4 protein-coding genes are annotated in these 13,489 nt (G+C 70.4%); 1 reads left to right on the plus strand and 3 read right to left on the minus strand.

Annotation, left to right across the window (positions count from 1 at the left end; all coding sequences use genetic code 11):
- The first annotated feature begins 151 nt into the window (after positions 1 to 151).
- A complete protein-coding gene (locus FHS44_RS11270) occupies positions 152 to 673 on the plus strand; it encodes a shikimate kinase (RefSeq protein WP_184713914.1) in 522 nt (173 codons plus the stop codon).
- 22 nt (positions 674 to 695) lie between these two features.
- On the opposite strand, the gene FHS44_RS11275 is transcribed toward FHS44_RS11270, so the two are convergent.
- From FHS44_RS11275 to FHS44_RS11285, 3 genes are read right to left on the minus strand one after another with little or no spacing between them, the layout of a single operon-like run.
- Positions 696 to 2,399 carry a phytoene desaturase family protein gene (locus FHS44_RS11275; RefSeq protein WP_312863610.1) on the minus strand — a complete coding sequence of 568 codons (1,704 nt, stop codon included), beginning with the start codon at positions 2,397 to 2,399 and terminating at the stop codon, positions 696 to 698.
- 33 nt (positions 2,400 to 2,432) lie between these two features.
- Positions 2,433 to 4,100 carry a phytoene desaturase family protein gene (locus tag FHS44_RS11280; RefSeq protein ID WP_184713915.1) on the minus strand — a complete coding sequence of 556 codons (1,668 nt, stop codon included), beginning with the start codon at positions 4,098 to 4,100 and terminating at the stop codon, positions 2,433 to 2,435.
- Entirely contained in the window at positions 4,090 to 13,431 is a 9,342-nt protein-coding gene (locus tag FHS44_RS11285) for a non-ribosomal peptide synthetase/type I polyketide synthase (protein ID WP_312863611.1), read from the minus strand. Before FHS44_RS11285 ends, FHS44_RS11280 begins: the two co-directional genes overlap by 11 nt.
- Between the last annotated feature and the right edge of the window lie 58 nt (positions 13,432 to 13,489).

The following is a 13,489-nucleotide window of genomic DNA, read 5'->3' on the forward strand; positions in this document are numbered from 1 at the left end:
GTGACGCTAGGAGGGAAACTTCTCGGTCTTCCCGCGGCTTTGTAACAGCCTCCACCAGGCTTTGTAACAACCCGCCACAGAGAACCAGGTGATGGGCAGAGGCGAATGGGCAGAGGCGAACGGGACGGGCATTCAGGAGGGAACGAGCAGCATGGTGGACGACACCCCGATCGTCGTGGTCGGTCTGATGGGGGCCGGGAAGACCAGCGTGTCGCGGCTGCTTGGCAAGCGCCTCGACAGGCCCGTGCGCGACAGCGACGAGTATCTCCGGGAGCGCTACGGCGCCACGGCCGCGGAGATCGCCGAACGCGAGGGGACCGAGGTCCTGCACGCCAGGGAGGTCGAGCACCTGCGGGCCGGCCTCGCCGAGCGGCCCGCCCCGATCATCGCCGCCGCCTCCAGCGTGCTCGACGACCCCGGGGCCCGGGCCGACCTGAAGCCCGCCCTGGTCGTCTGGCTGGACGCCACCCCCGAGTTCGTCGCCGAGAAGATCGCCGCCAAGCCGTACCGGCCGCGTTTCGGCATGGAGCCGCTGGCCCTGGCGACCGAGCTGCACGAGCGCAGGGCCGCCTCCTTCGAGGAGGTCGCCGACCTGCGCTTCGAGCGCCCCGCGGTCTCGAAGCACGAGGTGGCGCGGGCCGTACTGGACCACCTGTCCCGCCGAGAGCCCTGAGAGGCCCTCGGCGGGGTCGCGGTCAGCGGGTGGGAACCAGCTCGGCGGCCCTGTGGGGGCGGGGTCCCACCGGGATGACGAGGTGCGTCGGGAGCGGCGCGGTGTCGTCGATGGAGGCGGTGAACTCCTTGCCGTCGTCACGGCAGACGAACTGCATGACGTGCCTGCCCGCGGCTGCGGCCCGGATCAGGCCGCCCGTGGTGGCCCACACGCCGGACTGGTAGAAGTTCTCCAGCCCCGGCAGCCCCGGCCCGTGCTTCTTGACCAGCTCCTCCAGGGTCTCGCCGCTCTCCACGAACGGCTGCCAGCCCAGGACGGTCCCGTCGTAGTTGCCGGTGTAGCGGACCTGGGTGAGCGGGGTGGACACGTCGCGTACGGCGACCTCGTCTGAGATGCCGGGAAAGCGCTTCTCCAGGAACCTCATGAGGGCCAGCCGCGCCCGGCGCTTGGCCGCCGAGTACTCGCGGCCGCGCCGTACGGGCATGGTGTGGATCTCCTCCCCCCTGTGCTTGCGGCTGGACTGCTCCGGCCCCTCGGCCAGGGCCCGCCAGGGGGCGATGTCGCAGAAGTAGGTCGCGTAGACCACGGTGCTGCCCTCGGGCGAGAGCTCCGGGTAGTGCGAGCTGCGGAACTGCACGTTGATGCTCGGGTGGCGGATGCCGGTCAGGTCCTCGGCCTCCTCCTCGGTGAGCAGGTAGGTCGTGCAGGGGTCGCCCTCGGGGAAGGGGCGCCGCAGGCCGAGGAACAGGCAGAAGTAGCCGGGGAAGACCATGCCCGGCTCCTTGATGGTCGTGGTGTACAGCTTCCGGTAGGCGTCGTTGAGGTAGCGGCCCTTGAGGAACTTCGTCATCGTGGTGTGGCCGTCACAGGCGGAGACCACGATGTCGGCGCGGTGCTCGCTGCCGTCGCTGAGCCGTACACCGACCGCCTTGTCGTCCTCGACCAGCACCTCCTCGACCTTGGCGTTGTAGGTCACCTGGCCGCCGAGCCGCAGGTAGCGCTGCTCGATCGACGTGGACAGGCCGAGCGAGCCGCCCTCGGGGACGCCCGCCGACAGGTTGGCGTGCGAGGCGAGCTGGAAGTAGAACGGCAGCACCGGGAAGGCGGCGTGCTTCTCGTAGAGGATGAAGTTGAACGCCTCCCGCAGCAGCGGGTCCTTGAACCTCGCCGAGTACTCCGTCATCAGCACGGCCATCGACTTGCGGATGACGTTGAAGTAGGGGACGAACGAGGCCATCATCCGCAGCCGTTCCATCCGGCCCATCAGGCCGACCGGCTTGAGGAAGGGGTAGACGGCCAGGCACTTCTTGAAGGCCCGCAGCCCCGCGCAGAAGTCCTTGATCAGCTTGGCGTCGGCGGGCGAGATGTCGAGCAGGTGCGCTTGGAGCCGGTCGGGGTCGGAGTAGAAGTAGACCGCCCTGCCGTCGCGTCCCCGCACGATGTTGAACACGTCGAAGTGCCGCATCTGCTTGCCCTGGAGCGCGCCGAGTTCGAGCCAGATCTGGTGCATCTGGTTGCCCGGCCCGTTGCCGAGCAGCCAGCTGATGCAGCAGTCGAGCGTGAAGTCACCCCGCTCCCACGCCGTGCAGCAGCCGCCGGGGATCTCGTGCATCTCGAAGATCTGGGTGCGGTACCCGTTCATCTGCGCGTAGCAGCCGGTGGACAGCCCACCGAGGCCCGCGCCGATGATGATCATTGTTTCCCTGTTCGGTCCGGGCCGTGACACGTCCCTGTTCTCCTTGGTGATCACTGTCGCCACCTATCGGACGAGCCGCTTGTCGAGCTGTGGCATGTGCCCGAACTTTCCTGGATGCCAGGCCTCGTCGTTATCGCTCTCCCAGGCATTGAACTTCAGTCCCAGCTCCTCACACAGGTACTGCACGACGAAACGCCCGGTGGAGGCCGCGCGGATCAGGCCGCCCATGCCGACCCACTGACCCGCCATCGAGAAGCCGCTCAGCCCCGGCAGCCGCATCCGGTCCTTGTTGACCAGCTTGGTGGCCAGGTCGTCGGCGTCGGAGAAGGCCTTCCAGGCGAGGATGCTGCCGTTGAAGTTGCCGGTGTAGCGCTTGGTCGTCGCGGGCGAGGCCACGTCGACCAGGTCGATGCGCTCACCGAGCCCCGGATAGCGCCGGTCGAGGAAGTCCCGGACGAAGTCGGCGACCTGCCGCTTGCGCGCCCAGTACTCCTTGCGGTTCTCCGTGCGCAGCGACCTCCAGTAACCGAAGTCGCTGAAGTAGGTGCAGTGGATGACCGACTTGCCCTGCGGCGCGAACCCGTCGGAGTAGCGCGAGCGCAGCTGCACGACCAGGCTGTTCTGCAGCGCGCCCGGCAGTTTCGCCCCCTCCTCCCCGGTGAGCAGGTAGGTGGTGCTGTGCGCGTCGCCGGGGTCGAAGTCGCCGTCGATGCCGACGAAGGCCGAGACCACGGCGGGGAACAGGATGCCGGGGCGGTTCAGCATCTCGTCGTAGAGCCTGTCGATCCTCGGGCTGGTGTACTTGCCCTCAAGCAGGCCGTACACCGTGGTGTGGCCGTCGCAGGCCGAGACGACGTGGTCGGCGTAGTAGCGTCTGCCGCCCCGCAGCTCGACCCCGACCGCGCGGCCGTCCTCGACCAGAATTCTGTCCGCCCGCGCCCGGTAGGTGATGGTGCCGCCCAGCGAGGTGTAACGCTCCTCGATGGAGCGGGCCAGCCCCAGCGACCCTCCCTGCGGGAAACCGGCGTTGCCGTTGTGGGCGCTGGCCATGTTGAACAGGTACGGCAGGACCGGGAAGTTCTCCGGGTCCTGGAAGAAGATGTTGCGGAAGGCCTTGCGAAGCAGCGGGTCCTGGAACCTGTCGGCGAAGGTGTGCATCTGCGTCGCCGCGGTGCGCCAGAACAGCCGGAAGGCGGGCAGGACCGTCCGCAGCGTGCCGAGTTTCTCCCGCGCCGTCTGCAGCGGCGGCGGCTTCAGGAACGGGTACAGGTCGATGTTCACGAAGCGCCGCAGGTCACGGCAGAACGACCGGATCAGGGCCGCGTCCGCGGGAGAGACCTCCAGCAGGTGCCGCTCCAGGCGGTCGGGGTCGTTGTAGAACGTCACCGACCTGCCGGACTCGTCGGTGACCTTGTTGAACATGTCGAAGTTGGTGATCGTCTTGCCGTCGAGCGCGCCGAGCTCCCGCCACACCTGGTTGGCGTTGTTGCCCGGGGCGGTGCCGATCAGCCATTCGATGCAGTAGTCGAAGACGTAACCGTCACGCGCCCAGGCGGTGCAGCAGCCCCCCGGCAGGACGTGCCTTTCGAGGACGCGGGTCTCCATGCCGCTCATCTGCGCGTAGCAGCCGGTGGCCATGCCCGCGACGCCCGCGCCGACGACGAGGACCCTGGGCTTGCTCCCCGGGGGGCGTTCGCGGACGCTCCAGTCCTGTTCGGTCTCAGCCGACATGGGTGGCGCCTCCCAGGATCTCGCGGACCAGGTCCGCGTTGCGTGCGATGTGGCCCTGGTCGAGCATCTCGGCGTGCGTGCCCGAGCCCCTGAAGACCTCGGTGCGGGCCGCCGAACTGCCGTGCCAGGTGCCGCGCTCGGCGGCGGCGTAGAAGGAGACCTTCTCCTCGTCGGAGATCACGCTGACCGCGGCGGAGACGACCCCGAGGTTCGGCGTGCGGCTGGAGAAGTCGATGTACTCCCTGGCCTGGCCGAGCGTCTCCTCGGCCACGATCTCCGAGCCGGTGTGCCTGAGCAGGTGCTCACTCAGCTCGCGCTCGAAGATCGCGAAGTGCTCCTCCCCCAGCTCGAAGGACTCGGAGATGCGGTAGGAGTCCATGATGACCACGTTCGGCACCTGGCGTCCCCGGTCCTGGAGCTCCTTGGCCACCTCGAAGGCGAGGTTGCCGCCGAGCGAGTAGCCGAACAGGTCGCAGGGCCCCTCGGGCTGCAGGGACTCGATCAGGTCGGCGTAGCGGGTGACCTTGTCCTCGCCCGCCACGTAGTTGAACGCGACGAAGCGGTACTCGGGCAGGTGTACGGCGAGCTGCCGGTAGACCAGGCCGTGGCCGCCCGCGGGCGGGAAGCAGAAGACCGTCCTGTCCTGGTCGGGGTTGAACCAGAGGTACGGCTGCGCGCCGTCCAGCCTGCCGGTGATGATGTGCTCGACCGTCCTGGCCATGCCGTGCAGGGTCGTGACCTTGAACAGGTGGCTGACCGGGATGGCGATGTTGAACTCGCCCTGGAGCCGGTAGATCAGCTCGATCAGCTTGATCGAGCTGCCGCCGACCTCGAAGAAGTCGTGCTGCAGCCCGACCTGCTCAAGGCCGAGGAGAGCCTTCCAGTGCTCGGCCATGCGCATCTCGTACAGCGTCACCGGCGCCTCGTAGGCCTGCTCCCCGGTGTCGGCCTCGGGCGCGGGCAGCGCGGCGACGTCGACCTTGCCGTTGGGCGTCAGCGGCAGCTCGGGCAGCTCGACGAAGTACGACGGGACCATGAACGTCGGCAGGTATCCGGCCAGGTGCCTGCGCAGCTCACGCCAGTCGAGGACCTCGCCCTCGACGGGCACGCAGTAGGCGCACAGCGCGCTCTCGCCCCGCGCGTCCGCGACGACCGTGACCACCGCCTGCGCCAGCGTGGGCCAGGCGGCGAGCCGCGTCTCGATCTCGCCGATCTCGATGCGGTGACCGCGCACCTTGATCTGCGCGTCCACGCGGCCGAGGAGCCGTACGTCGCCGTGGGCGTCCCAGCTCGCGAGGTCGCCGGTGCGGTAGAGCCGTAACGGCTCGGCGCCCGTCTCGCGGCCGAGGGTCACGGTGACGAAGCGCTGCGCGGTCTGCTCGGGGTCGCCGAGGTAGCCGGTCGCGACGCCGTCGCCGCCGACCCACAGCTCGCCGGGGACGCCGGGCGGCACCGGCTCGCCGTGCTCGTCGAGGACGTAGAGCGCGCTGTTGGGGAAGGGCCGTCCGATCGGCACCATCTGGCTGGGGTCGAGGTCGTCGGCGGGACCCTCGAAGTAGGCGCTGTCGATGGTGGCCTCGCTGAGGCCGTAGGAGTTGACCAGGCGGGTCCGTGAGCCGCACAGGGCGCGCAGCCGCTGATACTCCTCGACCTTCCAGGCGTCGGAGCCGACGACCAGCAGGCGCATGAAGTCGAGGCGCTCGCCCTCCCGCTCGCAGTAGGCCGTCAGGCCCCGGACGATCGCGGGCACGAACTCGCCGCAGTCGACCCGCTCCTCCAGCATCGTCCGGTACAGCCGCGCGGTGTCGAACAGCAGCTCGCGGCGGACGAGGACCAGGGTGCCGCCGGAGCACAGCGCGCGGACCAGGTCGCCGGTGAAGACGTCGAAGGAGAAGCTCGCCATCTGCAGGTGCACCCGGACGTCCTCGTCGAGGCGGTAGGCCTCGCGCCAGGCGGCCTGGACGGACGCCAGGTTGCGGTGGGTGACCTGTACGGCCTTGGGCCTGCCCGTCGAGCCCGAGGTGTAGATGACGTAGGCGAGGTCGTCGAGCCCCACCCGGGGCTCCTCGTCGTCGCCGTCCCGCTCTTCAGGGACGTCCCGGTGAAGTTCCTCCAGGGTGAGCGTCAGCCCGGCCGCCCCCGCCAGGCTCTCCCTGCCTGACTCGTCCACGACGGCGAGCATGGCGCCCGCGTTGCGCACCATGTAGGCCAGGCGCTCCGCCGGGTAGTCGGGGTCGAGCGGCAGGTAGGCGCCACCCGCCCGCAGGACCGCCAGCAGGGTGACGATCAGGTCGGGGGACTTGTCCAGGCACAGCGCGACCACCGCGCCGTCCCGCACGCCCAGGGCGCGCAGCCTGCCCGCCAGCGCCCGGGATCGCTCCTCAAGCTCGCCGTAGGTCAGGCGGGCGGTCTCGCCCGTCTCGGAGGGGGCCACCACCGCGACCGCGGCGGGGTCCGCCGCCGCGACCCTGCTGACCAGCTCGTGCACGGGCGTGTCGTACAGCGTCCTGCGCCGGGAGCCGCTCCAGGTGTGCAGGACGCGCTCGCGCTCGTCGGCGGCGAGCAGTTCCAGCCGGGTGGCGGGCTTGGCCGAGGGCGCGCGGGTCAGCGCGTCGAGCAGGTTGACGTAGTGCGCGGCCAGGCGCCGCGCCGTCTCGGGCAGGAACAGGTCGGTGTTGTACTTGAACACGCAGTGGAAGCGCTGCTCTGCCTCGTCCTCGTAGGCCGACAGCGTCAGGTCGAACTGGCCCTCCTCCTCGGGCAGCTCGATGTACTCCAGGCGGTAGCCGTACTTCTCGGTGGCGACCTTGTGGGCGAGCAGGATGAACATCGCCTGGAACACCGCGGAGCGGCTGGGGTCGTGCTGCAGGCCGAGCTTGTCCACCAGCAGCACGAACGGGTACTCCTGGTTGTCCAGGCCGTTGAGCACCGTGGTGTGGACCTGGGTCAGCAGCTCGGAGACCGTCGGCTCACCCGCGAGGCTGACGTGCAGCGGCAGCGGGTTGACGAAGTAGCCGTACAGGGAGGCGAACTCCTCCTGGGTGCGGCCCGTCACCGGGCTGCCGACGATGATGTCGTCCTGTCCCGAGTAGCGGTGCAGCAGCAGGTAGTAGGCGCTCAGCAGCACCATGAACACGGTCACGTTGTGCTCGCGGGCCAGCGCGTGGACGCGGGCGCTGAGGTCGGTGTCGAGCACGAAGAACTCGGAGGCGCCGTTGTTGGTCTGTACGGCCGGGCGGGGCTTGTCCACGGGCAGGCTGAGCAGCGGCACCTCGGCGGGCAGGTGGCCCCGCCAGTAGTCGAGCATCCGCCGGGCGTCGGGACCGGCCAGGAAGCGGTTCTGCCAGTTGAGGAAGTCGAGGTAGGTGGCCGTCAGCGGCGGCAGCTCGACGTGCTCGCCCCGGCGCAGCCCCTCGTAGATGGCCAGCAGTTCCTCGATGAAGGTGAAGGTCGAGATGGCGTCGGAGATGATGTGGTGGACGGCCTTCATGATCACCCACCGGTCCTCGCCCCGCTTGAACAGGCGGAAGCGGACCAGCGGGTCCCTTTCGAGGTCGTACGGCCTGCGGTACTCACGGATGATCATCTGGTAGATGTCGTCCCACTCCTCGTCCTGCACGTCGAACAGGGCGAGGTCCTCCCTGGCCTCGGGGGAGATCCGCTGCAGTGCCTGTCCCTCCTGCAGGACGAAGTTGCCGCGCAGGATGGGGTGGCGCCTGATCAGCGCACGGACGGCGTCGAACATCAGCTCGGGGTCGAGCTCGACCCGCACCTCGACCGCGCCGCCGATGTTGTAGGCGAAGCCGTCGGGGTTGAGCTGCTTGAGGAACCACAGCGCCTTCTGGTTCTGGGTCAGGGGGTACTGACTCTCGTCGAGATACACCTCGACCGCCGCGTCGGCGCCGTCCTCGTCGGCGTCCGCGGCGACCAGGGCGGCCAGCCCGTCGTGCAGCTGGGTGACCAGGTCACCGACGGAGGTGCCGCTGAGCAGGGCGACCACCGGCAGCGCGACCTTCAGGTCGGCCTGGACCCTGGCCCGCACCTCCATCGCGAGCAGGGAGTCGAGCCCCAGGGTGTTGAGGCTGACCTCCGGCTCGACCTGCTCGGCCCGCACCCGCAGCACGCCCGCGACCAGCGCGGTGAAGCGCTCGGTCACCAGGATCCTGCGCTTGTCCTCGTCGGCCTCGCGGAAGGTGTCGAGGAAGCCGCCGCTCTCGGCGGGTGAGGAGGTGTCGGCGGTGGCGGCCAGCTCGGTCACCAGCAGCGGCGGCGCGTCGTACCACGCCATGAAGACCGGCCAGTCGACGACGGTCGCGACCAGTAGCTGCGCCCTGTCCTGGCCGATGACGCGCTCAAGCACCGCCATGCCCGCGTCGGGCGGCAGCGAGCTCATCCCCCGGCTGTTGCGGTAGTGGTCGATCAGGCCGAGCTCCTCGATCATGCCGGTGGCCCAGGGGCCCCAGTCGAGGCTCAGCGCGGGCAGGCCGTTGGCGCGCCTGTGGTGGGCCAGCGCGTCCAGGAAGGCGTTGCCCGCCGCGTAGTTGGTCTGGCCCGCGGTCGTCAGCAGCGAGGCGATCGAGGCGAACAGCACGAAGTGCTCGATCGGTTCGTCCCGCAGATGGCGGTGGAGCAGGTAGGCCCCGGCGACCTTGGGGCCGTAGACGGCGTCGAAGACCTCGCGGTCCATCTCGGGGACGAGCGTGTCGCGGACGTGGCCCGCCAGGTGGAACACACCGCGGATGGGCGGGGAGTCGTTGCGCCGGTAGTCGTCGAGCCAGGCCGTCAGGGCCGCCTCGTCGGTGACGTCGAGCGGCGCCAGGATCACCTGGGCGCCGAGCGCCTCAAGCTCCTTGACGAAGCGCACGTTACGGCCCGCCGTGGTGTTCGGATCCGTTTCGCGCCATCGGTCGCGTTCCGGCAGCCGGGTGCGGCCGACGAGGATCAGCCTGCGGGCGCCCCGCGCGACGAGCGTGCGGCACAGCAGCCTGCCGAGCGCGCCGAACGCGCCGGTCACCAGGTAGCCGCCGTCGGCGCGCAGCCGCAGCGGGAGCGGGCTGGTCAGCCCCTCGGCCTGGGCGAGCCTGCTGGTGTGGCGCTCGCCGCCGCGCAGCGCGATCTCGTCCTCGTCGTCGGTCAGCAGCTCGCGCAGCAGCGCCTCGGCCTCACCCGCGAGGTCCCCTCCGGTGGGGTCGAGGTCCACGAGCTTGCCGCGCCAGGAGGTCAGCTCCTGGTGGCGCAGCACGCGGGTGACGCCCCACGCGGGGGCGCCGAGCGGCTCGGCCACCTCCCCTGCGGTGACGGCCTGCGCGCCCCGGGTGACGACGTGCAGCCTGCTGTCGTCCTGTCCGGCGGGGAGCGTCTGGGCCAGCGCGACCAGCGAGTAGGCGCCGAGGCCGCTGTGCCCGGCGAGCGCGTCACGCTCGGTCTCCTCGATCGACGGCAGGTCGAGGTTCCACAGGTGCACGACGGTGCCGAACGACGTGCCGCCCTCCGCCAGCTCGGCGAACAGACGGGTGAGGTCCTCGGCCGAACCGGGCACGACCGCGGACTCTCCGTAGGCGTCCGCGGCGCGGACCAGGTGACCGCGGATGCCCCGGGCGCGCAGCAGGGCGGCCAGCTCGTCGCCGATCCCCTTCGCGTCGGCCAGGATCAGCCAGTCACGCGGCTCCTCCCGCGCGGCCTCCGGGGCGTCCCGCTCCGCGCCGTCCTCCTCGGTGCTCTCGCCGTACGGCCTGCGGATCCAGGTCACCTCGGCCAGCCAGCCGTCGATGGTGTTCCTGCCGACCGCCGTCGAGGCCTTCTCGATGTCGGCGGCGCGGAAGCCGCTGATCCGGCCGAGGGAGGCGCCGTCGGCGTCGTGGACGGCGATGTCGCCGACCAGTTCCTCGCCGCCGCGCCGTACGACGGTCGCGTGCACCCACAGCGGCCGGTCGCCGACCGGGCGGACCCGCACCTCCTCGATGGACAGCGGCAGGCGGATGCCCGTCCCCTCGGTGTGGGTGAGGATCAGCGGCGTCAGCAGGGTCTGGAAGCAGGCGTCGAGCAGCGCCGGGTGGAAGTGGGCGTTGGCGGCGTCGCCGCCGAGGGCCTCGGGGGGACGGATGCGGGCGAGCGCCTCGTCGCCGCCGACCCACACCTCCTCGATCCCCTGGAAGGCGGGGCCATAGTGGTAGCCCATGTCCGCCAGCGCCGTGTAGCAGCCCTCACCGTCGAGGTGGCGTTCGCTGCGCGCCTTGACCGCCTCGACGTCGAGCGCCGGGTTGAGCCTGCGGTGCTGGCCCGCGCGCACGACGCCGCCCGCGTGCACGACCCTGTCGCCGGTGCCGTCGGGCACCGTGGCCACGGTGAAGGCGGCCCCCTCGGAGGAGAAGGCGAGCTGCACCGTCCTGACCTCGCCCTCGGGCAGGAACAGCGCCTTGCGCAGCTCGACGTCGGCCAGGGTCGCCTCCGTCCCGCCGGTCATCGCCAGCACCGCCTGGGTCGCCATCTCCAGATAGCCCGCCGCGGGGAACAGCGCGTTGCCCTGGATGCGGTGGTCGTCGAGGTACGGCAGCGCCTCGGTGTCGAGCTTGACCTCCCAGGTGGGCTCGGTCATGGCCAGGCGGCGGCCGAGCAGCGGGTGGTCGAGCTGGCCGAGCCGTACCTGCCTGACCGGCTCGGGCTCGGTCCAGTAGCGGTCGCGCCGCCACGGGTAGCGCGGCAGCGTCACCGTCTCGCCGGAGGGGTGGAGCCTGTCCCAGGCGATCTCGACGCCCAGGTTGTGCAGGGCGGCCAGCGACATGGTGAGGCGCGCGTTCTCGTCCTCCTGGCGGCGGATGGAGGGCAGCGTCCTGCCTTCGACGTCTTTGGCCTCCAGGCACTCCTTGATCGAGTGGCCGAGCACGGGGTGCGGCCCGATCTCCAGGAACAGGCCGTAGCCGTCGTCGGCGATGCGGTCGATCGCGGCGCGGAAGCGGACCCTGTCGCGGACGTTGTGCCACCAGTACTCGGCGTCCAGCTCGGGACCGGCGGCCAGGCCCTCCTTGCCCGTCAGGTAGAGCGGCACCCGGGCGGGGCTTCCTTCGAGCCCGGCCAGCGAGGACAGCAGCTCGTCCTTGATCAGGTCCATCCGCGCGCTGTGGTAGGGCACCCGCACGGTGAGGAACTTGGCGAAGATCTGCTCGGCCTGGAGCTCGGCCTGCAGCGCGGTGAGCGCCTCCTCGTCGCCCGCCAGCGTGACCGCGGTCGGGCTGTTGACGGCGGCGACCGAGATCAGGTCGCCGTAGGGGGTGACGCGGCGCTGGGCCTCGTCCTCGGGCAGGCTCACGGCGAGCATGGTGCCGGTGCCGACCAGCTTCTGCTGCAGGCGGCTGCGGTGCAGCACGACCCTGACCGCCTCGCGCAGGTCGTAGACGCCCGCCTCGTGGAAGGCCGCGACCTCGCCGGTGCTGTGCCCGACGATGGCGTCGGGGTGCACGCCGTAGGAGCGCCACAGCGCCGCCAGGCCGATCTGCACGGCGAAGTTGGCGGGCTGCGCCAGCCAGGTCTCCGCCATGTTGGAGTCGGCCTCGGCGGCGCCCATCTCCTCGATCAGCGACCAGCCCGCCTGCTCGCGGATCTCGCGGTCGCAGTCCTCGATCACCTCGCGGTAGACCGGCTCGTTCTCGAAGAGCTGACGGCCCATGGCCCACCACTGGGGTCCCATGCCGGTGAAGACCCACACCAGCTCGGGTCTCGGCCCCTCGCGCCGCTGGTCCTGCAGCACGTACGGCCCCTGCTCACCGCGCAGGTAGTCGGCCAGGCGCTCGTCGAGCGACTCGGGTGAGGAGTAGACGACCGAAAGCCGCGTCTCCAGGTGCTGGCGGCGGCGGGCGAGCGTGTAGCCGAGGTCGTCGGCGGAGACACCGGCCGCGAGCTCCTGCCTGACGCCCCTGACCAGCTCGGGCAGCGCCTGCGGGTCGCGCGCGGTCAGCGGCAGGATGGTGTGCCTCGCGCCGCGCGGCCGTACGGTCTCGGGCTCCCGCTCCGGGCGCGGCGGGGCCTCCTCAAGCAGGACGTGCGCGTTCGTGCCGCCGAAGCCGAAGGAGTTCACGCCCGCGCGCGCCGGTCCCTCGTGCTCGGGCCAGTCGGTCGGCTCAAGCGGGATCTCGTACGGCATGGCGTCGAGGTCGATGGCCGGGTTGACCTGCTTGAGGTTGATGTGCGGGGGGATCTTCCTGTGCTTGATGGCCAGGGCGGTCTTGATCAGACCGGCGATCCCGGCGGCCGACTCGGTGTGCCCGATGTTCGTCTTGACCGAGCCGACGTAGCACCTGTCGCCGGGCCTGCGGCCGACGGACAGCGCGCGGCCGAGCGCGCCCGCCTCGATCGGGTCGCCGACCGGCGTCGAGGTGCCGTGCGCCTCCATGTACTGCAGGCTGCCGGGCTCGACGCCCGCCTCGGCGCAGACACGCTCGATCAGCCTGACCTGGGCGTCGGGGTTGGGCACCGTGATGCCGTTGGTGCGGCCGTCCTGGTTGACGCCGCTGCCCACGATCACCGCGTGGATGGGGTCGCCGTCGCGCAGGGCGTCATCAAGGCGCTTGAGGGCGACCACGGCGACGCCCTCGGCGCGCACGTAGCCGTTGGCCGAGGCGTCGAAGGTGCGCGAGCGCCCCTCGGCGGACAGGAAGCCGCCCTTGGTCTCGGCGACGGTGTACTGCGGCGTCATGTGCAGCAGGGTGCCTCCGGCGAGCGCGAGGCTGGTCTCGCCCCGGCTCAGACTCTGGCAGGCCAGGTGCACGGCGACCAGGGAGGAGCTGCAGGCCGTGTCGAGGGAGACGCTGGGGCCGCGGAAGTCGAAGCAGTAGGAGATGCGGTTGGAGACCATCGTCATCATGGTCCCGGTCGCGGTGTGGGCCGCGAGGGTCTCGAAGCTCAGGTCGGCGAACTGCAGGATCTTGTAGTCGAGGGTGAAGGCCCCGACGAACACGCCGACGTCGGTCCCGGCCAGCTCGCCGGGTTTCTGGCCGCCGTCCTCAAGCGCCTCCCAGGCCACCTCAAGCAGCTTGCGCTGCTGCGGGTCCATGTGGTCGGCCTCGCGGGGGCTGATGCCGAAGAAGGCGGGATCGAACTCGTCGAAGCCGTCGATGTAGCCGCCCCTGCCGCCGACGAGCCTTCCCGGCTTCGCCTTGTCCCGGCTGCCGAGTGTCGTGACGTCGTAGCGGTCCGGTGGGGTCGGTGTTATGCAGTCCTTGCCGTCGATCAGGTTCTGCCAGAACGTCCGGTGGTCGGAGGCACCCCCGGGGAATCGGCACCCGATACCGACAATCGCGATCTTGTCACGGAAAGTAGTGCTGCTGAGGTCCGTCACGTTTGGTTCCTTGTGTGATGGCGCTGCGCGCGAGCATGAGGGGAACGACGAACAACGG

It is taken from the genome of Streptosporangium saharense (genome assembly GCF_014203715.1).
Taxonomy (GTDB): domain Bacteria; phylum Actinomycetota; class Actinomycetes; order Streptosporangiales; family Streptosporangiaceae; genus Streptosporangium; species Streptosporangium saharense.

What these genes read in the sequence shown, in the direction of transcription:
- FHS44_RS11270 (WP_184713914.1), top strand. Translation starts at nt 152, where the DNA reads ATGGTGGACGACACCCCGATCGTCGTGGTCGGTCTGATGGGGGCCGGG.
- FHS44_RS11280 (WP_184713915.1), bottom strand. Translation starts at nt 4,100, where the DNA reads ATGTCGGCTGAGACCGAACAGGACTGGAGCGTCCGCGAACGCCCCCCG.